Origin of the sequence: Croceibacterium atlanticum, assembly GCF_001008165.2 — a bacterium.
In the GTDB taxonomy this organism is placed as follows: domain Bacteria; phylum Pseudomonadota; class Alphaproteobacteria; order Sphingomonadales; family Sphingomonadaceae; genus Croceibacterium_C; species Croceibacterium_C atlanticum.
In genome coordinates, this window is the sequence record NZ_CP011452.2 from 1,076,575 (window position 1) to 1,097,526 (window position 20,952).

Annotated in this window: 17 protein-coding genes and 1 tRNA gene; 11 read left to right on the plus strand and 7 right to left on the minus strand. The window is 62.0% G+C overall.

What is annotated here, in order from left to right:
• Window positions 1–270 precede the first annotated feature (270 nt).
• Window positions 271–2,214 carry an excinuclease ABC subunit UvrC gene (uvrC, locus tag WYH_RS05095; protein ID WP_046904833.1) on the minus strand — a complete coding sequence of 648 codons (1,944 nt, stop codon included), beginning with the start codon at window positions 2,212–2,214 and terminating at the stop codon, window positions 271–273.
• Between the two features lie 92 nt (window positions 2,215–2,306).
• Between uvrC and WYH_RS05100 the strand changes: the two genes are divergently transcribed.
• Entirely contained in the window at window positions 2,307–3,479 is a 1,173-nt protein-coding gene (locus WYH_RS05100; RefSeq protein ID WP_046902979.1) for a BaiN/RdsA family NAD(P)/FAD-dependent oxidoreductase, read from the plus strand.
• A gap of 19 nt (window positions 3,480–3,498) precedes the next feature.
• Here WYH_RS05100 and WYH_RS05105 read toward each other — a convergent pair whose 3' ends face one another.
• Window positions 3,499–6,276 carry a porin family protein gene (locus WYH_RS05105; protein WP_046902980.1) on the minus strand — a complete coding sequence of 926 codons (2,778 nt, stop codon included), beginning with the start codon at window positions 6,274–6,276 and terminating at the stop codon, window positions 3,499–3,501.
• A gap of 216 nt (window positions 6,277–6,492) precedes the next feature.
• Between WYH_RS05105 and infA the strand changes: the two genes are divergently transcribed.
• The 6 genes from infA to WYH_RS05135 all read left to right on the plus strand — a co-directional run bounded on the left by infA (window position 6,493) and on the right by WYH_RS05135 (window position 9,457).
• A complete protein-coding gene (infA, locus tag WYH_RS05110) occupies window positions 6,493–6,738 on the plus strand; it encodes a translation initiation factor IF-1 (protein ID WP_046902981.1) in 246 nt (81 codons plus the stop codon).
• Window positions 6,739–6,760: 22 nt separating this feature from the next.
• A complete protein-coding gene (locus WYH_RS05115) occupies window positions 6,761–7,345 on the plus strand; it encodes a Maf family protein (RefSeq protein WP_046902982.1) in 585 nt (194 codons plus the stop codon).
• Window positions 7,338–8,312 carry a hypothetical protein gene (locus WYH_RS05120; protein WP_046902983.1) on the plus strand — a complete coding sequence of 325 codons (975 nt, stop codon included), beginning with the start codon at window positions 7,338–7,340 and terminating at the stop codon, window positions 8,310–8,312. The genes WYH_RS05115 and WYH_RS05120 overlap by 8 nt, the downstream gene beginning before the upstream one ends.
• Window positions 8,309–8,473 (plus strand): DNA gyrase inhibitor YacG, encoded by a 165-nt coding sequence (locus WYH_RS05125; protein ID WP_046902984.1) that lies wholly within the window; start codon window positions 8,309–8,311, stop codon window positions 8,471–8,473. The genes WYH_RS05120 and WYH_RS05125 overlap by 4 nt, the downstream gene beginning before the upstream one ends.
• Window positions 8,474–8,571: 98 nt before the next feature.
• Window positions 8,572–8,647, plus strand: a tRNA-Phe gene (locus tag WYH_RS05130).
• A 114-nt stretch (window positions 8,648–8,761) separates the two neighbouring features.
• Window positions 8,762–9,457: a Crp/Fnr family transcriptional regulator gene (locus WYH_RS05135; RefSeq protein ID WP_046902985.1), complete on the plus strand. Its 696-nt coding sequence runs from the start codon at window positions 8,762–8,764 to the stop codon at window positions 9,455–9,457.
• Between the two features lies 1 nt (window position 9,458).
• Here WYH_RS05135 and WYH_RS05140 read toward each other — a convergent pair whose 3' ends face one another.
• Window positions 9,459–10,121, minus strand: coding sequence for an OmpW/AlkL family protein (locus WYH_RS05140; RefSeq protein ID WP_046902986.1), 663 nt, complete (start codon window positions 10,119–10,121; stop codon window positions 9,459–9,461).
• A 226-nt stretch (window positions 10,122–10,347) separates the two neighbouring features.
• On the opposite strand from WYH_RS05140, the gene hemN reads away from it, so the two are divergent.
• The gene (gene hemN, locus WYH_RS05145) at window positions 10,348–11,661 is read left to right on the plus strand and encodes an oxygen-independent coproporphyrinogen III oxidase (protein WP_046902987.1); all 1,314 of its coding nucleotides are present in this window, start codon (window positions 10,348–10,350) and stop codon (window positions 11,659–11,661) included.
• Window positions 11,662–11,809: 148 nt separating this feature from the next.
• Here hemN and WYH_RS05150 read toward each other — a convergent pair whose 3' ends face one another.
• The 3 genes from WYH_RS05150 to WYH_RS05160 form a co-directional block, all read right to left on the minus strand.
• Window positions 11,810–13,267: a lignostilbene-alpha,beta-dioxygenase gene (locus WYH_RS05150; RefSeq protein ID WP_046902988.1), complete on the minus strand. Its 1,458-nt coding sequence runs from the start codon at window positions 13,265–13,267 to the stop codon at window positions 11,810–11,812.
• A gap of 116 nt (window positions 13,268–13,383) precedes the next feature.
• Complete coding sequence (locus WYH_RS05155) at window positions 13,384–14,238, minus strand: class III extradiol dioxygenase family protein (protein WP_046902989.1); 855 nt, start codon at window positions 14,236–14,238, stop codon at window positions 13,384–13,386.
• Window positions 14,235–14,621 carry a protocatechuate 4,5-dioxygenase subunit alpha gene (locus WYH_RS05160; protein WP_046904834.1) on the minus strand — a complete coding sequence of 129 codons (387 nt, stop codon included), beginning with the start codon at window positions 14,619–14,621 and terminating at the stop codon, window positions 14,235–14,237. Before WYH_RS05160 ends, WYH_RS05155 begins: the two co-directional genes overlap by 4 nt.
• A gap of 129 nt (window positions 14,622–14,750) precedes the next feature.
• On the opposite strand from WYH_RS05160, the gene WYH_RS05170 reads away from it, so the two are divergent.
• From WYH_RS05170 to WYH_RS05180, 3 genes are all read left to right on the plus strand, one after another.
• Window positions 14,751–16,070 (plus strand): spinster family MFS transporter, encoded by a 1,320-nt coding sequence (locus tag WYH_RS05170; protein WP_046902990.1) that lies wholly within the window; start codon window positions 14,751–14,753, stop codon window positions 16,068–16,070.
• Window positions 16,071–16,073: 3 nt separating this feature from the next.
• A complete protein-coding gene (locus WYH_RS05175) occupies window positions 16,074–16,907 on the plus strand; it encodes an NAD(P)-dependent oxidoreductase (protein WP_046902991.1) in 834 nt (277 codons plus the stop codon).
• Window positions 16,908–17,055: 148 nt separating this feature from the next.
• Window positions 17,056–17,880 carry an undecaprenyl-diphosphate phosphatase gene (locus WYH_RS05180; RefSeq protein ID WP_046902992.1) on the plus strand — a complete coding sequence of 275 codons (825 nt, stop codon included), beginning with the start codon at window positions 17,056–17,058 and terminating at the stop codon, window positions 17,878–17,880.
• 47 nt (window positions 17,881–17,927) lie between these two features.
• Here the strand turns inward: WYH_RS05180 and WYH_RS05185 are convergent, their stop codons facing one another.
• Entirely contained in the window at window positions 17,928–20,927 is a 3,000-nt protein-coding gene (locus WYH_RS05185; RefSeq protein WP_053833403.1) for a TonB-dependent receptor plug domain-containing protein, read from the minus strand.
• Window positions 20,928–20,952: the final 25 nt, after the last annotated feature.

A 20,952-nucleotide genomic window follows, 5' to 3' on the forward strand; every position in this document is an offset into this window, starting at 1 on the left:
TACCTGCCCTTCTTCCGAGTAATTCTACGCAGGGAAAATGCAGGAATATGAACAGGATTGGCCGCTAGAAATCGCCGTGCCTGCCGGGCGATAGGCCGCGTCTCAACCACGTGAGAGTATCATCCGGCGAGCAAGGGGATCTGCCGGCCGGGCCATCCGGCATTGACCGGCAAATTCCCGGAACATCACTCTTCCGGTGTTCCCGATGATTGCTGGCGGCCCTTTGCCGAACCCTTACCCTTCCGATGGGTCGCCAGCTTTTTTCGCGCCCTATCCGCTGGTGTGATAGAAATCGTATATCTTCTGCGCCACGCCTTCGCTGATGCCGGGCGCGCGTTTCAGATCATCCAGCGCGGCCGCGCGCACTTTCCCGGCCGTGCCGAAATGCAGCAGCAGTGCACGTTTGCGCGAAGGGCCGATGCCGGGGATCTCGTCCAGCGGAGATGCGGAAATGGCACGGCTGCGTTTCTGCCGATGCGCACCGATGACATAGCGGTGCGATTCGTCCCGCAAACGCTGGAGATAGAACAGGACCGGCGAATTCACCGGCAGTGTCTTTTCCCTGCCATCCGGGAAATGGAAGATTTCCCGCCCTTCACGCCCATGATGCGGGCCCTTTGCAATGGCGATCAGCGGAACATCCTCGATCCCCAGTTCCTCCAGCGTATCGCGCACGGAAGACATCTGCCCCTTCCCGCCATCGATCAGGACAAGGTCGGGCCACAAGCCGCCATCGCGATCCGGATCTTCCTCCAGCGCGCGGCAGAAACGGCGGTGCATCACTTCGCGCATCATGCCGAAATCGTCATTGGACTGCGCCGACTTGATGTTGAACTTGCGATAATGGTTTTTCAGGAAGCCTTCCGGTCCCGCCACCACCATCGCGCCCACTGCCTTGGCGCCCTGGATATGGCTGTTATCGTAAATCTCGATCCGCGCCGGCACTTCGGGCAGTTCCAGGAACTCGGTCAGTTCCCGCATGATCTTTGCCTGAGTGCCGCTTTCTGCCAGCCTGCGATCCAGCGCTTCCACCGCATTGCGTTTGGCCTGTTCCATCAACCGGCGGCGATCGCCGCGCTGGGGCACGCTGATTTCGACCTTGTGGCCCGCACTTTCCGCCAGGGCGACTTCCAGCAATTCCCGTTCCGGCAAATCGCGATCGACCAATATGGTGCGCGGTGGCGGTACTTCCTCGTAGAATTGCATCAATACGCGGGACAGAACCTCATCCTTGTCGATATCCTGCGTGTGGCTGGGGAAGAAGGCCCGGTGCCCCCAGTTCTGCCCGCCACGCACGAAGAAGCCCTGAATGCCGATATGCCCGCCCTTGGCGGCCAGCGCGAAGACATCGGCATCGCCAACGCCGCCCGCATTGATACCCTGGCTTCCCTGGATGAAAGTGGCAGCGCGCAGCCGGTCGCGCAGCATCGCCGCCCGCTCGAAATCGAGCGCTTCGGCAGCTTCCTTCATCTGCTCCTCGATCTTTTTCTGCACCGCGCCGGACCGGCCGCCGAGGAAATCCTTCGCTTCACGGATCAGTTCGGCATAGCCTTCCCGGTCGATGCGGCCCACGCATGGGGCCGAACACCGTTTGATCTGATAAAGCAGGCAGGGCCGATCGCGCCGGCTGAAAAAACTGTCTGTACAAGACCTTAGGAGAAACAGCTTTTGCAGCGCGTTAATCGTGGTGTTGACTGAACCCGCGCTGGCGAAAGGCCCGTAATAGCTGCCCTTGGCCTTGCGCGCGCCGCGATGTTTCATGATCCGCGGGAAGTCATGCCCTTCGCGCAACAGGATGAAAGGGAAGCTCTTATCATCGCGCAGCAACACATTGTAAGGCGGGCGAAATCTCTTGATCAGCTGCGCTTCCAGCAGCAACGCTTCGGCCTCTGACCCCGTCGTCACGATCTCCATGCCGCGCGTCTGGCTGACCATCCGTTGCAAGCGGATCGGCAGGCGTTCGACCTGGGTATAGTTGGAAACGCGGTTTTTCAGTGCCCGTGCCTTGCCGACATACAGCACATCGCCTCGCGCATCCGTCATGCGATAGACGCCGGGTTGCGGCCGCAACGACTTCACGACGTCACGGATCGCCATGACGCCCGCCTCGATATCCGGCTGGGCATCGCCGCGCAGCGTATTGGACGCCCGCTCCTCGTTAAAGCGTTCGGCGCCCTTGGGGTGGCTTGGGGTTCCGGCGGGGGTGCGGCTCATGCCGGTCAGATAGGCGGCGCGGGCGCGTCTGAAAAGCGCCACGCCTATTCGCCCTTGGCCCGGGCCGCATCAGGCACTACCGCGCTGGTCCAATGTCCGAATTTGATGCGATTATCCTCGGCGGCGGCGCGGCCGGCCTGATGTGTGCCCTTACCGCCGGCCAGCGCGGCCGGCGCATACTTGTGCTGGAACGGGCGGATCAAGTCGGCAAGAAGATCCTGATCTCGGGCGGCGGACGGTGCAATTTCACCAATATCCATACCGCGCCGGACCGCTATCTCTCGGCCAATCCGCATTTCGTGAAATCAGCGCTCAGCCGTTACACGGCGCGCGATTTTCTCGATCTCGTCGAACGGCATGGCATTGCCTGGCATGAAAAGACGCTGGGGCAATTATTCTGCGATGGGTCGGCCCGGCAGATCGTGGATCTTCTGCTCGATGAATGCGCGCAGGGCGATGTGCAGATCCGCTGCGGAGAAGACATAACGGCAGTGGACCATGCCGATGGGCGCTTTGCCGTGCGGACGCAGACCGGCAGCTGGTCCGCGCCAGCGCTGGTGATTGCGACGGGCGGTCCCTCCATCCCGAAGATGGGCGCCACCGGCTTCGCCTATGATCTCGCACGGCAATTCGGCCTGAAAGTGGTGGAGCCGCGCCCAGCCCTGGTTCCACTGACACTTGGCGGAGAGGACGTGCTGTTCCGCGAATTGTCCGGCGTTTCAACCGAAGTGATCGCGCAAGCGGGCAGGAATGCCTTTCGCGAGGCCGCATTGTTCACCCATCGCGGCCTGTCAGGCCCCGCGATCCTGCAAATATCTTCCTATTGGCGGCCCGGCGATCCCGTCTTCATCCGTTTCCTGCCGGATCAACCAGATGGCTGGTTGCCCGAGGCAAAACGCGCCAATCCCCGCGCCAGCATCAAATCCCTGTTGTCCCACGCCCTGCCGGAACGGCTGGCGACTGCGCTGGCCGAAAGGATCGGCCTGCAGGGCGATATCGGCAATCTGCCGGACAAGGCGCTGATCGCTGCCGAAAACCGGCTGGCGAAATGGGAATTCCATCCCAATGGCAGCGAAGGCTACGCCAAGGCGGAAGTGACCGTGGGGGGAATATCCACCGCGGAACTCTCTTCCAAAACGATGGAAGCCCGCAAGATCCCGGGTCTTTACGCCATTGGCGAGGCGGTGGACGTCACCGGCTGGCTGGGCGGATATAATTTCCAGTGGGCCTGGGCGAGCGGCGCGGCCGCCGGGTCAGCCATCTGACCGGCGGCCGCGCGCTGGATCAGAACAGCTTGCGGAATTCGATCTCGAAACTGCGCCCGATCGGATCGACCAGATAGGGTTGATAACGGATCGGCGTTGCGCCGCTGGCATCGGTGACCGTCTGCCGCGCGTCGAAGATATTTTCGACATCGAAGCTGATGCGGACATTGTCCAGGAACGGAACCTTGCTCACCAGCTTTTCACGCTGGCTGAGATCCACGAAGAAACGGATATCCAGCGTCGCATAATCATCGAAGAACAGGTTGGTGCTTCCCGCCTGCCCGCTGCCATCTATGCGTGAAGAGCCGGTATATTGGCCGCTGATGAAAGTGCCATATCCGCGGTAGAACATGCCGAGACGCATGCTGGCGGTATCGCGCGGCTGACCGCCGCCCGACAAGGCGCCGCCATCAAGCAGATCGATCACGGGGCCGCCATCGGCCACCAGCGTCCGGTTCTTCAACTCGCGCGTATATTGCAGGTTGAGGAACCAGCGCCCCGCGCCGCCCGGTCCACCCGGAGGGCCAAAGCCCGGCGCGCCGCCACCATTGCCGCCAGAACGGCCCTGCGGGCCGCCAGCCGGAGGGCCATCGGAAGAACAGATCCGCTGGCGCATCTGCTCCGCCTGTTCAGGTGTGACCTCCCCATTCTGCTGCATCCGCTGAAGCATCATCGGCGGCAGGGTGATTTCCTGCCCGTCAGGCCCGGTAACGCTTTCCCCGCGAGCAAGGCGGAGCGCCACATCCTGCCCGTTATCCCCACACAGCAATTGCCGCATCGCCTGGAAACGCGCGGGATCGAAATCGCCGCCGCCCCGGGCACCGCCGGCCGGTGGGCCGCCGCGATCGCCACCAGGACGTCCGCCGAAACCGCCCGACGGGCCGCCCCGTGGCTCGTCCGCCGAGCCGATCTGACCGGAGAGGTTCAGGCCGAATTGCAGCCGTTCAACATCCTGTTCCGCGAATGTGACCGGACGCTGATCGAGCTGGATCAGGCGGCCGCTGGCGTCACGCGTCACGCGATCGGGAAAGGCCGCTTCGATCGCCGGCGTCAGGACCGGGAAGCCGGTGGCGACATCGGTCGAATGGTTGCGAATATAATCGACGGAGAAGTTCGCCCGGTCGAGGATCGGCAGTTCCCAGACCGCGCCGATTTTCCAGTCGCTCTGGTTCTGGGCAGGCAGGAAGGGATTGCCCCCGGTAATCACCGTCGCCTGCACTGTCTCGTTCCACGAAAGGTCGAAGACAGAGACATTGGGCGTTTCGATTTCCGGATTGCCCAATTGCGCCAGGCTGGGTGCGCTGTCGCGATTGATATAGGTTGCGTTGACCGTCAGCGTGTCTGTCAGCCCCCAGGTGACGCCCAGAGACCAGTCATACAAGGTGCCGAAATCGGACAGGTGATCCATCCCGGCGGCCGCGTTCAGGCTGATATCGCCCACCGCGCCCAGAACATCGTCGCGCCGGCTGGTAATCGGGATGCCGACATTGATGCCCGTCGTCAGATCACCGCGGGTAAGCTGGGTGGAAAGGCCCGGATTGCGCGTGTCATCGCTGGTGATGCGGTTCCAGTCGAACCCTGCATCCAGCGTTACGCTGACATCGCCCGCAGGCAGGTAAATCGGCATGCCGGTGGCGGTAATCAGCGCCGCGGCCGTGTCCGTCTTGGTCAGCGCGCGTTCAACGCCCGCTTCGGCAAACGGGCCGAGATCGGCATCGAGAGGCAGCGTACCGGCTGCCGCATCGTCCTGTAGTGAAGTCAGGTCGAGCCGGCGCGAGATCAGGCTGCGCGAAGTGGAATGGCTGCCATCCAGCGTGCCCGTCACCTGCCAGTCGCCCAGGTTCATGTTGAGCGTGCTGCCGATTGAATATGTCTCGCTGCGACTGTCCACCGTGAGCGGATCGGCAGCATTGACCGTGCGGAAGACGGAAGCGCCGCCAGGGTCAGTCAGAACAACCGAATCCAGCCCTTGCAGAGTGAGGTTGTCGCTGCGTTCGAAACTGCCGTTGACGCTCAGCGAATCGCCGACATCGTTGAGCTTGGTCGTCCAGTTAAGCGTCGCTTCAAAGCCGGCGGAATCGCCAACGAGGCTGCGATAGCGGGCCGGATCGGGATCGCCCGGCAGAGTGGGCGCATTGGCCTGCACCAGGTCACGCTCCGCCTCGGTCAGCAGGCTGGAATTTTCCCAGGAGAGATTCAGGTTCAGCCGCGACGGCCCGTCGATCCGAAGATAGGTGCCTTCCACCTCCTGCGTGGAATAGCCGCCTTCCCAGGGCTGGCCATATTCAGCCTCGATCTCGCGGCTGGAGAAGCTGTCTTTCAGAATGAAATTAACGACGCGCTGATCGGGAGAATAGCCGTAACGCTGGGCCACTTCCTCGGGAAAGACCTCGACCTTCTGGATCGCTTCCGGCGGATAGCTGCGCATCTCGCGGAAAGAGGAGACGCGCATCCCGTTTACCAGGATTACCGGACGGCCGCCGCTGCCCCGGCCGCGTGAGGAACCGACCTGCGGACCGAGCGCTTCCAGCAATTCCTGGATCGAACCGGCGCCATAGGCGGCAATATCTTCTTCCCCCAGCTCCAGAAGCGGGGGTTGCGGCGCATCAACCGTGCCGGTCAGCCGTTCGGCAATGACCAGAATCTCGTCACCGGTGGTTTCCGGCTCGGCGGGCGTGGCGCTATCGGGCGTGACCGTTTCCTGCTGCGCGGTATCCTCGGCAGCGGCGGCGGGGCTGGCAGCGAAAAAGATGGCGAGCGAAAGTGCGGTCAGGCTCGTACACGGGGTCAGACGCAAATCTATGTTTCCTTGATGGTATTCGATCCAGCCCCCGCAACGGCGCCTATTGCTGCGGTGCGGAATTCTCGCAAGGCTTCTCGGGTAATAAAGTGTCGCAATTGTAACGCTGCGCAGATTCAATTGCCGGGGTTGCCGGGCAGGCTTCCCTTTTTCCGAGTCGGGGGCTATGGCGCGCGGCCAACAGCAACTGCAAAATACGGATACAGGGACTTAATGGCTAAAGAAGAACTCCTCGAGATGCGCGGCAAGGTGGTGGAATTGCTGCCGAACGCGATGTTCCGGGTGGAGCTCGAAAATGGCCATGAAGTGCTCGGCCACACTGCCGGGCGTATGCGCAAGAACCGCATCCGCGTGCTGGTAGGAGACGAAGTTCTCTGCGAACTCACTCCTTACGATCTGACCAAGGCGCGCATCACCTATCGCTTCATGCCCGGCCGGGGCGGCCCGGGGCCATCCTGATCAAGCGGGCGTGACAGCGCCCATGGAAAACGGTGCGCAGCAGGCGCTCACCCTCGCTTCGGCCAGTCCACGGCGGCGTGAATTGCTCGCCCGGATCGGGATCGAACCCGCGCGCATAGCACCTGCCGATATTGACGAGACGCCGCACAAGGCTGAATTGCCGCGCGTCTATGCCCAGCGCATGGCGCGGGAAAAGGCGTTGGCCGCCGCCGACCCTTCAGCCCATGTACTCGCCGGAGACACGGCAGTGGCCGTAGGGCGCCGGATCCTGCCCAAGGCGGAGGACGAGGAAACGGCGAGGCAATGCCTGCGGCTGATGTCCGGCCGCCGCCACCGCGTGTTCTCTTCCATCGCCCTGCTCGCCCCTGACGGGACCCTGCGCGAAAGATTGAGCGAGACGCAGGTGCGCTTCAAACGCCTCTCTGACGAGGAAATCGCGGCCTATATCGAGAGCGGTGAATGGCATGGCAAAGCCGGCGGATATGCGATCCAGGGCCGTGCTGAAGGCCTGATCGCGTGGATTTCCGGCAGCCATTCGGGCGTGGTCGGCCTGCCTCTGTTCGAAACCCGTGCCTTGCTCCGATCCGCGGGTTTTCCCATTGGCTGAATGGCTTGTCGAGGACGGGATTGCCGAAGAACGCGCGATCCTGCTCCACAATGACGAGATTCTCGCGGCCCGGATAGAATGGCCCGGCTGCCTGAAAGCAGGCCAGGTGGAAGATGCCGTTCTGCTATCCCGGCGTGCCCAATCCTCTCGCGGCACCGCCCGTTTCGCCAATGGCGAGGAGGCGCTGGTCAGCCGCCTGCCGGGCTCCGCCCGCGAAGGCGCGCCAATCCGTCTGGAAGTCACTCGTGCGGCAATCGGGGAGAGCGGGCGATTCAAACTCGCCCAGGCGCGCCCGACCACGCTCGACCCCAGCCCTGCCCCGTCACTGGCGGAGCAATTGCGGCGGCAGGATCTGCCGGTCCGCACCGTGCGCCAGTTCCCCGGCAATGATTGGGATGAACTCGTGGGCGAAGCATTGGCAGGAGAAGTGGCTTTCCCGGGCGGATCGCTGCTGTTCAGCCCCACCCCGGCCATGCTTCTGGTCGATATTGACGGCCACCTTCCACCGCGCGAGCTGGCGATTGCCGCCATCGCGCCCCTCGCCCGCAGCCTGCGGCGTTTCGATGTGGGGGGATCGGTCGGCGTGGATTTTCCGACTCTCTCCGCCAAGGAAGATCGCCGCGCTGTCGATGCTGAACTTGGCAGCGCCCTGGCCGACTGGCCGCATGAACGCACCGCCATGAACGGTTTCGGCTTCGTCCAGCTTGTCGCCCGGCTGGAGCGGCCATCCATCCTGCAATTGGCCCGTTTCCGGCGAAAATCCCTTGCCGTGCGCCAATTGTTGCGCCGCGCCGAAAGGCTGGAAGGTGCAGGCCTTGTTGAATTGCGCGGCCATCCGGCTCTGGAAGCTTATCTCAAGCCGGAATGGCTGCAAGAACTTGCCCGGCGCACAGGGCGGGAGATCCGCTGGCACGCCGATCCGGGGCTTGCCATCGAAGCGCCCCATTCCCAGCTTGTAACGCCATGAGCAAACGTCCCTGCCCGATCTGCAAGAAGCCCCGCAGCGAAGAATTCGCCCCATTCTGTTCCGCCCGCTGCCGCGACCGCGATCTCGCGCAGTGGTTCAATGAAGGTTACTCCGTGCCGGGCCCGCCCGCCGATCCGGAAGAGATCGTGAGGGATGAGTAAACACTCCTGCCAAATCGGGCTTGCAAAGCGCTCTCCGCTTCGCCATAGGCGCCCCTCCAACCGCATCGTAGCCCTTCCGGGGCAATGACCGAAGCGACGCCCAGGTAGCTCAGTTGGTAGAGCATGCGACTGAAAATCGCAGTGTCGGTGGTTCGATTCCGCCCCTGGGCACCACTCCCAAGATCATGACAATCCAGATCAGGCAGACGGCCTGATATATTGCGCTGCACAATATCCGCGCGTCAGCCGCGATTGTCGTAAGCGCCCGGCTCTGCTAGCGGACATTTCATGAGCTCTTGCGATACATGCGTTGTCCGCAACCGGGCAATCTGCGCCGCCCTCGACAACAAGGAGATCGCGGCGTTGAGCGCGATCGGTCGCCGGCGCAAGCTGGAAGCCGGCGAACCCCTGATCTGGGAAGGCGACGATTCGGTTCTGGTCGCCAATGTGATCGAAGGCGTGCTCAAACTGTCGACCGGCACGGAAGATGGCCGCGAACAGATCGTCGGCGTCGTCTATCCTTCCGATTTCATCGGCCGGCCTTTTGGCGCAACCACGCGCCATTCGGTGACGGCACTGACTGATGCGAATGTCTGCGTATTCTCACGCGCGGATTTCGACGGGTTTGCGAGCGAACATCCTGCGCTTGAGCACAAGCTGCTGCAACGCACCCTTTCCGAACTGGATCGCACGCGCCACTGGATGCTGCTTCTCGGCCGCAAGAGCGCGACGGAAAAGCTGGCGACCTTCCTGCTCGACATGTCCGAACGGCTCGTCCAGCCGGGCTGCGAGAGTGAGAGCGGTGCCCTGGAATCGTTTGAATTGCCCTTTTCGCGCCAGCAGGTCGCGGATCTTCTCGGGCTGACGATCGAAACGGTAAGCCGGCAGTTCACCCAGCTCAAGCGTGATGGAATTGTCGAACTTCCGTCACGCCGCGCGGTCGTGATACGTGACCGCGCGACGCTGGAAGCTCTGGCCGGCTAGCTCAGAAGCGGAAACCGACACCGGCACTGAGAACCCACGGGTCCACATTGTGGTCGGTTTCGATCACTTTCGTACCCGCAGCATACCATGTGGCCGTCGTGCCGATGAAATAACGCTTGGCGTCCAGGCTGACGATAAAGCTGTCATTCACCGGAACGTCGATGCCGGCCTGAAGCGCCAGGCCCAGCTCGTCCGACATTTTCAGGCGATCGGCGCCAAGATCCACGGCTGCGGCGCCGGGCTTTTCATCGACCCAGATGAAATAGGCCGGGCCGGCGCCGATATAGGGCGAGATCCCGCCTGCATTCAGGTGATATTTCAGCGTGAAGGTCGCCGGAATCAGCTTCGCATCGGAAACCAGTTCCGCACCGGGCACGCCGGCGGTGGCATCCACATCATGCTGCGTGACACAGCAGATCGTTTCCAGCGAGATTTCCGGGGTGAAGAAATATTCGATTGCGACGGTCGGAACGACATTGTCGTTCGCTTCGGTCTGCAACGTGGACGGAAGGCCGATCTCATCGATCTTCACCTTGTCGATTTCACCATCAGGCAGAACCGCGGTGGCGAGAACCTTGACCTGCACCTTGCCGTCCTGCGCCAGAGCGGGGGAAGTAAGGCAAGTCGCCGCGGCGATGGCGGCAAGAGCGATGGCTTTGCGCATTTTTCTATCCTTCTCGTGCCGCGAGGACTGCCCTCTGCAGACCCTTATTCCTGTGCGGCTGGACGGCAAATGCGCCGGGAAGCGCCATCGCACATTGATCCGGCGCAAAGTCCGGGCATCATGATTTAATGCCGTAAATTAATAATTTGTCGGTCTCGGGGCGCGCGTCTGCGCCGGATTGATCGAGCGCAATGAGTCTTCCGCCCAGCCCTGCAAATTCGCTCTCATGTGGCCATATCATCCAGAACTGCTTGCAACGCCCGTTCCGCGTTACACCAGCTTCCCGACTGCTGCCGAGTTCGGACCCGGCATCACGCCTGAAGATCATGCGCGGGCGCTCGCCAATGCACATGGCGACATATCGCTCTATCTCCACATCCCCTTCTGCGAGAAGATCTGCTGGTATTGCGGCTGCAATACCGGCGCGGCCAATCGCAAGCAGAGGCTGGCCAGCTATCTCGATTCGCTGCACACGGAAATTGCGCTGGTTTCCGACATGCTGCCACGCGATGCCCGGATTCGCAGGATCGCCTTTGGCGGGGGTAGCCCCAATGCGATCGCCCCGACCGATTTCGCGCGGCTGTTCGATGAATTGCTGCTGCAACTCCCGCTCGACAATCCGACCGTTTCCATAGAGCTGGATCCGCGAACGCTGACACGCGAATGGACTGCCGTATTGCGCGCCGTGGGCGCCACGCATGCCAGCCTGGGCGTGCAGACCTTCGCCCCGCATCTTCAGGAGGCAATCGGCCGGGTCCAGCCACTGCAGATGATCGAACAGAGCGTGGAAATCCTGCGCGCTGGCGGCGTGAATTCAATGAATTTCGATCTGATGTACGGCCTTCCGGGCCAGAGTGACGAGGATCTGCGCGACTCGCTGGAACGCGCGGCCGGCTTCGAGGCGGATCGCATTGCCCTGTTCGGTTATGCCCATGTGCCCCATCTCCTGCCGCGCCAGCGCAAGATCGATGCGAGCGCCCTGCCCGGGCCGGACGAGCGATTCCACATGGCTGAAAGCGGGCATGATCAGCTTGTCGATGAAGGCTATGTCGCCGTCGGTTTCGATCACTTCGCCCTGCCCGGCGACCCACTGGCCCAGGCCGCGATAGCCGGCCGGCTGCATCGCAATTTCCAGGGCTTCACCGAAGATCCGGCCAAGGTTCTGATCGGTCTGGGCGCATCCGCGATCAGCAGTTTTCCCGAACTACTCGTCCAGAATGACAAGAATTCCGGCCGCTATCGCATGTCCCTGTCGCAGAACCGTTTGCCGACCTCCGTCGGCAAGGTCCGCTCGGCAGATGACCAGCGGCGCGGGGCAATAATCGAGGCGCTGCTCTGCTCCGGCAAGTCGGATGTGGAGCCGGCGATGCTGAATTCGGCGCTGGACCGGCTTCAGCCCTATCTTGATGCCGGGCTTTGCGTGGCCAGCGATGGCACGCTCGAAATCGTGCCGCGCGGCCTGCCTTATGCGCGCAGCATCGCCGCTTCATTCGATCCCTATCGCCAGCACTCACTGCGCCGGTTCAGCTCGGCGGTCTAGGCACCTCGCCCCAACCAGGGATAAGAAAACCCCGCTGGCGCAGCGGGGTTTTTGCTTGCGCACAATCGCGCACAGGCCCGCACAATCCGGGCAAAAAGAATGGCGGCGCGCCTTGTGACGCACCGCCGGAGGGAGGGAAGCTTGTCTGTCAGGCGGCCAGCTTGTCTCCGGCCGCCCAATTGCCGTGCAGGCCTTGGCGCAGACGGATGGGCAGCTTGGCCCGTGCAATCGGCCCTTTCGCGACATCCAGCGCATCGAAGATGCACAGGTCCGAATAATTGGTGACGTGATTGTCCACCAAGGCGATCAGATAGCCATCGCCTTCCGGCGCATCCGCGCTGCGCGGAATGAAACATGGTTCCTGTATCGCGCCATCGGGGCCGCACCACCAGGTCTTTTCTTCACCCGTTTCGTGGTCGTAATGCGTCAGCGAATTTATCACCCCGGCAAAGGGTCCCGGAGGGCCGTTGTAGGGCTTGTCGAAATCATAAGTGATCATCCAGCCGTGGCGATATTTCTTCCCGGCAAAGCGATCGTCGATACGAGGGAATTCGCCCGGCATCCGGCCGATCGGTTCGGCGCTGGTGATCTCGTCGCTATTGGCGGCAAGGTCCACGGTGAAGCGCGTCAGGATAGTGACGGCTTCCTCCGGATTGAACGGGCGGCCATCCTTTTCCGGGAAGAACGGCAGGCTGCCGGTCTTGCTGATCGGCAGGTCGAAATGGATCTTCGTGCCGTCCTGATAGGCATTCATCACGTGGCAGCCGCAAACGCTCGGCTCCAGCTTGAACCAGCGGATGTCGCTGCCATCCCCGTCACGGCGCAGCACGCCGAGATAGAAGGGCAGTTCGCGGTCGTAATAGAAATGCGGCCGGTGTTCTTCCAGCGTCTGCCAGTCCGAATGATAGGGGGAGACATTGAACACCGCATAATCGCCCGCGATGCAGAAATCGTGCAGCATGGTGTAATACGGCACGGAGAATTCCGCCTTGCGCACCACCTTGCCGGCCGAATCAATTTCAAAATAGTGGCAGGCTTCCGTCAGCGGCCCGTCAATCGCATAGCCGAAGCCGCAGAAATTGCCGGTTTCATGGTCGATCTTGGGATGGGCGGTGAACGGCTTGTCCCCCAGCACGCCGCCGAAATCGGTATAGCCTTCGGTATCGAGACCGTTCTTGTCCATCAGCAGGCACGGACTGTCCTCCTTCATGGCGAACAGCTTGCCGGCATGGACCAGGACATTGGTGTTCGCCGTGCCGCGGATCTTGCCCTTCACGCTGGGATCGTCGGTCAGCGGGTTGCGATACTGGCCGAACAGGCTCTTGCCCGCCTCGTTTTCCAGTTTCCACTTATCCGTCTTCGCATAACGCTGACGGAAGGCGATCCTGCCGTCCTTGATGCGAAACATGGAAACCATGCCATCGCCGTTGAAGAACTGGTCATTGCCATATTTCGGCGGAAACTGCGGATCGGGATGGACGCGGTAGAAGGCCCCGTCCAGCTCTGGCGGCACTTCGCCTTCAATCTCGAGATCGGCGATATCGCCTTCGAGACGGACGAGCCGGAGCACATCCTTGTATAGCGGTTCTTGCGGAAAATGGACCATGGAGCCTCTCCTTCGTAACGATCGTTATGATACGAGTCGCACAGGTGAGATTCCTTGACCCCGATCAATTGAACCGGGAAACTGCCGGCGGACACATGGCCCGCCGGCAATGCGCATCACGCGCTGACGGCTTCGCGCGTTTCGACCAGCATGGTCGCCGCCGCCGTATTGGAAATCGGAATGTGATAATTGCGTGAAATCTCGCGGCAATCATCGCCCAGCGCTGCGCGTGCGGCGATCCAGTTGAGGATTTCAACGCCCTGGCTACCCGCTAGTTCGACGATTTCCAGCGTGGAATGCTTCAGCAGGGCATCCGGGTCAGACACGAGATTATCCATGCAAAACTTGTCATAATCGACATTCAGATGGCCGGCGCGCTTGCCTTCCAGCTGGTGCGACAGGCCGCCAGTGCCCATCACCACGATCTTTTCATCGCCTTCCCACGCGCGCAGGGCGCGGCCGACGGCCAGACCCAGATCGCGGCAGCGTTTCGGGCTGGGCAAGGGATGCTGCACGGTATTGATGGCAATCGGCACCAGCTTGACCGGGAAGGCTTCCGCATCCGGCCAGGCCAGTTCGAAGGGAACGGCCACGGCATGATCCACCAGCATCTTCTGGCACATCACCGGATCAAACTCTGATTCGACCACTTCTTCGATAATCTGCCATGAAAGTTCGGGGATGCCCGGATAAGGTTTGGGAAAGGCAATGCCCCAGCCTTCATCTTCGTGTCGATATTCCGGCGCCGCGCCAATGGCGAAAGTCGGCATCGCGTCGAGGAAGAAGTTCAGGCCATGATCGTTGTAGAACACCACGGCCACGTCCGGCTTCACGCGATCCAGCCAGCGATGGACCGGCTGAAAACCATCGAAAAAGGGCTTCCAGTAGGGATCCTGCTGCAGGCCCTTGGCAATTGCGTTGCCGATGCCGGGAACGTGGCTGGTAAAAATGCCGCCGCTGATAGTGCTCACGCGAATTCTCCTTCGCGAATGGTGACGCCATGCGAAAGCAGCATGGCCTTGAATTCATCGACCGACATGCCGGTCTGCAATGCGCCGAGATCCTGCACGTTCAGGCCCAGAATGCCGGCCAGCTTGGCGAGGTAATAAACATTGCCGCCAGCTTCGAGCATGGCCAGCACGTCCCGTTGGCGCACGGCGTCCTTCTGCTCTTCGGTCAGATTGTATCTGGCCATGTAGGCTTCCTCATCCTGTCGGAAAGCCTCGCGATTTTCGGCATGATTGAACGAATAGCACATGTCGTTCAGCGCAAAGCCGCGCATGGCGAGATCGCCATCGAACGGGTCGGTCCCCGGTATCAGACGCCTGCGCGCCCCACTGCCCAAAACGGTCATGATTGCCTCCATTTGTCGAGGCTGACATGCTCCGCAGGCAGCGCAAAGTCCTTGAGCAAGGTCAAAACCGCCCGCCTCTTGCCGCGCGCCGCGGTTTCGGGCCTAATGCCCGGCGGAGAGGGGAAAGAGATGACTGGATCGACGGCGGCACTGTCACCGGCGCGTAGCTGGTGGGCGATCTTCGTTTTCATGATCGCGCTGATGTTCAACTATCTGGACCGGCAATTGCTGACCCTGCTGGTCACGCCGATCAAGGCGGATCTGCAGGTTTCCGACACGCAGATCAGCCTGCTGGTCGGTTTTGCCTTTGTCCTTTTCTATGTTCTTGCCGGCATTCCGGTGGCGCGCCTTGTCGATCGGGGGCCGCGCAAATGGATCGTCGGCTTCGGCATCTTTTTCTGGAGCCTGATGACCGCCGTCTGCGGCCTGGCGCACAGTTTCTGGCAACTTGCGCTGGCCCGCATGGGCGTGGGCATCGGTGAAAGCTGCAACGCGCCGGCCACTTATTCCATGACATCGGACATGTTCCCGCGCGACCGGCTGGCCCAGCCCATGTCGGTTATCGGCATCGGCGTTGTGGCAGGCAGCGGGATGGCACTGTTGGTGGGCGGCTGGCTTATCACCTGGCTGACCGAGATCGGACCGCAAAGCTTCCCGCTGGTGGGCACGCTGAAGCCCTGGCAGATGACTTTCATCATCGTTGGCCTGCCGGGCGTGTTCTGGGCGCTGTTGCTGCTCGCCACCGTTCCTGAACCGCCCCGCCGCGAACTGGCCGGCACGCAGACGCCCGGCTTCACATCGGTGATCGGTTATCTCTGGGGCCTGCGCACGACCTATGCGCCGATGTTCCTGGCCAATGGCATCAAGGCCATGCTCAGCTTCGGGATCGCGATATGGAGCCCGGTCTTCTTCGAACGGAAATTCGGCTTCGCGCCGGGCGAACCGGGCCCGATCCTGGGGATCATATCGCTGATCGTATCCCCGATCGGCCTGTTGCTGGGCGGATATATCGCCAATCGCATGGCTCAGGCCGGATACAAGGATGCCAATATGCGCATGGTCTGGCTGGTCACCATACCGCTGATCCCGGTCGCCATCTTCTATCCACTGGTGGAAAGCGTGACTTTCGCCTTCATCCTTTTCGGCGCGTCCCTGTTCCTCGGCTCGATGGGATCAGGCCCGGCCAATGCCGCCATCCAGGCGATCACGCCGGGCCGGATGCGCGGCACGACGACGGCGCTCTATATCGCGATCTACAATGTCATCGGATACGGCCTCGGCCCGCTGATCGTGGGGATGCTGAATGACAATGTGTTCGGGGAAAGCGGCGTGGGCTATTCCATGGCGGCGCTGGCCTGCTTTGCCGGGCCGACCGGATTGATCATGGCCTGGCTGGCCCTGAAACCCTATCGCCGCGCAATAATAGCAGCAGAAGCAAGGGGGGATTGAAGCATGGCATCAATCGCGGTGATCGGCGCCGGGGCGATGGGTTCGGGCGTCGCCAAACGGCTGCATGACAAGGGATGCGAAGTGCTCACCCTGCTGGGCGGCCGCAGCAACGCGACACGGGAACGCGCCGCCCATGCCGGAATGCAGGACGCAACGCTGGAGCAGATCGCCAGCGCGGAACTGATCCTGTCCATCGTCCCCCCGGCCCAGGCCGTGGCAGTGGTGGAAGCTCTCGCGCCAGTTTTTGCAGGTGGAAACGGGCCGATCTTCTGCGATGCCAATGCCCTGCCACCCGAAGCAAAGAAGGATCTGGCGTCACGGGTGGAAAGGCTCGGCGGCCAGATGGTCGATGGCGGGATTATCGGCGGCCCGCCAGCCGATGGCTATGACGGGCCGCATCTCCATCTTTGCGGAGAAGGGGCGGAACAGGTTGCGGACATGCTGTGCCGATACGGCATCGATGCCCGCGTCCTGCCGGGGCCGATTGGAACCGCCGCAGCGCTGAAAACCTGTTTCGGCGCGATCAACAAGGGAATTATCGGCCTGACCACGGCCATGTTGCTGGCTGCCCAGCGGCACGGCGCGGCGGAAGAATTGCGCAAGGAAATGGACTGGATGCTCGGCTGGCTGATCGAAAGGCAGCGTGTGGCCATCCCGAAAATGTACCCCAAGGCCTATCGGTGGGATTCCGAAATGCACGGCATTTCCGATTTCCTGTCCAGCGAAGATCCCGCGGCGGCCAAAATCTGGGAAGGACTGGGCGAATTCTACACCGACCGAGCCCGGGCGCAGGAAGCGGGCGAGGAACTGGAGGCGCTGAAGAAGTTGCTGGCCTAGCAGGCCGGCCCCGCCGGGGTGCAAACGATCCGTGCGGGCCTTCTCCGTTCAGGAACAATATGCCCCCTGTTGTTGCAACTTGGCTGAACTGCGATATGCGGCTTGCCTTGCCTGGCGTCCGCGAGAATTCCCGGAGACATATCCTCGTATGAGTCTGTTCGAAGCCATCCTGCTGGGACTATTGCAGGGCCTCACCGAATTTCTGCCCATCTCCTCCAGCGCGCATCTCCGGCTGGCTGGACCATTCCTTGCGTCGGGGGATCCGGGGGCCGCATTCACGGCAGTGGTGCAGATCGGGACGGAGGCGGCCGTGCTGCTCTATTTCCGCAAGGATATCTGGCGCATCGCCTCCAACTGGCTGATTGCGCTGAAACCCGGCACCAACCCGGATCGCGCATCGGTGCGCATGGGCTGGCTGATCATCATCGGCACGATTCCGATCGCCGTGCTGGGCCTGCTGTTCAAGGATGCGATCGAAAGCGTTCTGCGAAATCTCTATCTGACCGCGGCAGCGCTGATCGGCTTCGGTATCCTGCTGGGAATTGCGGACAGGTACGGGCCGAAAAAGCGTCCGCTGGATCAGCTTGGCTGGCGCGATGGCCTGCTTCTCGGTTTCGCCCAGGCAATGGCATTGGTGCCCGGCGTCTCCCGCTCCGGCGGTACGATAACGGCCGGGCTCGCCCTCGGCTTCACGCGCGAGGCGGCAGCGCGTTATTCCTTCCTGCTGGCAATTCCTGCCGTCCTTGCCTCCGGCTTTTACGAACTGATCCGTTACTGGGGGGATTTCTCGGCCGATATGGCAATGCCGACCATCGTGGCGACGGCGGTTTCCTTCTTCACGGGCTATGCCGTGATCGTGATGTTCCTGCGGATCGTATCCAGCCACGGCTACATGCTGTTCGTGCTGTACCGCGTCCTGCTGGGCGGCGGCCTGCTGGCCCTGCTCGCCACTGGCAGGATCGCGCCGTTCTGATGCGGAACGCGATCCGGCGGAGAATAACCGTCCGGATCGCTCCGCCGTCAGAATGACTGGCTGACGCCCAGCTTGGCCGTAAAACCGATAGGGTCGGCTGTGAACGGATCGAAATTCTGATCCAGCCGCGCAAATGGCGGTTTCGCATCCAGCAGGTTGAACAGGGCGAGCGAGATATGCGTGCGCTCCGCCGGCGACCAGTTCCAGGCCAGGTCCAGGCTGTCGAAAGCGCCGATATGCTTGCCCCTGGTCAGTGCCGCGCCGCCCAGTGACGCGTCGGGCCCGAAAATGCTTTCGCGCTGATCGGTATAGCCGGACACATGGTTCAGCTGCAGGCGCAGCGTATGATCGCCCCATTCGCCTTGCAGCCATGCCCGCCCCTTCAGGCGCGGTATCGGATAGGCGGTCGTCTGGTAATTGAGCTTGCCCGCAGCATCGAAGGCGGATTGCACTGCGATGCCTTCCACCGTCACTTCGCCCACTTCATATTCGAAGACATAGCTGCCGGATGCACCGATCTGCATCCACGCATCTCCCAGCGCGAAATCATAGCTGGCGCTGGCATCCAGCCCGCTGGTCCTCACATCGGCGGAATTGAAGGCATAGGTGGACAGCCTCTGGACATTGGCGGCCGAACAAATGTCGCCGGAAAATGTGAAGCGGGCCTCCAGCCCGGCAAAGGCCGGATCGCCGCAATTGGCTGAACCGCTGGCACCGAACATGGCGGCAACCATGCCGCTGACGGGTTCGCTTTCGATCGGGCCGGAAAATTCATAGCGCCAATAATCCAGGCTTGCCCGGAAGGGCCCGCTATCGGCCACCATTCCCGCATTCCATGTCGTGGCGCTTTCCGGGTCCAGCTTCGGATTGGCGAGCACATCCACCGCGCGGAAGGCGCCGCCGATAAAGGTCAGGATGACAAGATCGGCCGCGGTATTTTCCGGCGGCGGCCCGCGGAAGGTGGTGCCCACGCCGCCGCGCAGGGCCAGCCAGTCATTCGCCCGGTAACGGATGCGCAATTGCGGATCGAAGGTGGATCCGACAGAACCGCCATAATCTTCATACCGGGCCGAAAGCTGCGCATCCAGCCGGTCCGTTACCGGCAGTTGCAACTCCGCAAATCCAGCCCACACATCGCTTGAAACGCGCACATCGCGGTTGGAACCGATAAAACCGAGCGCGCCCGTTTCCGGCGTGCAGCTGGCATCTGGATCAAGCACGGAGGCCGGACAGGGATAGAGGTCGAGATTATTGCCGCCCTCATACGCCCTGGCGTAACGGTCCCGCCGATACTGGCCGCCAAGGGCGAAGTGGATCTCGCCGCCGGGCAGGCTGATGCCGGTTCCGCCAGCCAGCACCAGATCGCCGACCCATTGCCGCGTATTCGCCACCCGGCCCCACATATTGTAGAAGTCGCCAATGGTGGAAACGTCATTCACCAGCCCTTCGCCCGGCTGGGTGCTGAGCCCGGCAACCGGGCTGCCATTCCCCGCATAATTCGGGTTTGCCTGCCCCGTCAGTTGGTTGGCGGGTATCGCGGTGGAAAAGGGATTGAACCAGCTGCAGCCATTGGTGCCGGCCAGCGCCGCCAGTTCCTGATCTGTCAGACCTGCACGGGATGCGGCCGTGGCATAGGCACAATCCGCGCCGCCAAAGCCTGCCATGGCATTCTGCAGGAGATCGACGAAACTGTCACCGACAACGAAATAGCGATCATATTCGCTATAGGTGACGCCTCCTGTCAGTTCGAGGCTGCCCCCCAGATCTGCCCGCACCTCCCCGGTAAACTGATATGCGTCGGAATTGCGCGGCAGGCGCGCCGTGTTGCGACCATTGTCGAACAGGGGGTTGCCGGAAAGCAGCATTGGCCGGAACCGCACCGGATAGGCCAGCGCCGGGGCTTGCGGCGCCCCACTCGCATCGGTCGAACAGCTCGCATCCGCATAACGCGCGCAATAATCTATCAGGGCCGGCGCATATTCGGGGATGACGAACAGGCCGCTACCGCCGAAAGCCGCATCGGATGAAGGCGCAATCGTTGGAAGAAAGCTGGGAGAAGTGCTGAGAACGGTTTTGGTGTGGCCATAAAGGGCGGTGGCGCGCAGTTCGACCCGTTCACCCAGCGGCAGCTCCATATCGGCAAAAAGCTGGAAACGGTCTTCCGGCTCCACCAGATTGGTGAAACCCAGATAATTGGACAGGCACAGATCATTCGCGGCGAGAAAAGCGCCGGCATCCGCGCATCCTTCATCGGCGGTGAAGGCAACGCCGTTCTGCGTCGCGTCATAATCGAAATTGCCCGGATTGCCGCCACCGGACCAGCCGCCTTGCGGATTTTCGGCATAGCGGCGCAGCACGTGATCCCGGTCCCCGGCCTGCAGCTCGTTCCGCCGCTGATATCCGCCCGACAGGAAAATCCGCGCCGGCCCAATATCGCCGCCCCAGGACAAGGCCGCCGTCCAGTCTCCGTCCGACCCATCGATATGGCGATAATCGGCGGAGGCCAGGAAACCCTGCTGGTCGGTCCGGGTGATGAAATTGACCACACCGGCGATCGCATCGGAGCCATAAGTTGCCGCCGCGCCATCTTTGAGGATTTCCACCCGCCCGATGGCCGATGACGGCATCAGATTGACATCGACGAGCGGGATATTGCCCGCCCCGCTTGCCACCATCCGCCGGCCATTCAGCAGAACCAGCGTGCGCTGCGGGCCAAAGCCGCGAAGATTGACCGAGGCGGAACCCTGATTGAACTGGCTGCGCGGATCGAACTGGCTGGAATCGCCAATCACGCCGGCCGATACTGCCAGCCGCCGGGTGATATCGAGGATGCTGGGCGAGCCTTGCCGTGCCAGATCCTCTGCGCCGATCACATCGACCGGGGCAATCGCATCCTGCGGCCCGCCCCGGATCAGCGTGCCGGTGACCACGATCGGATCGCCCTTGTCCGCTACTGCATCCTGGGCAGAAGCGGCCGGACTGTAACCGGCAGCCGCAATAGCCGAAGCCGCGACGCCTGCCGCGCAGATAATTCTGTGCTTTTTCATGGTTCTCCCCGGTGCCGGCCATTGC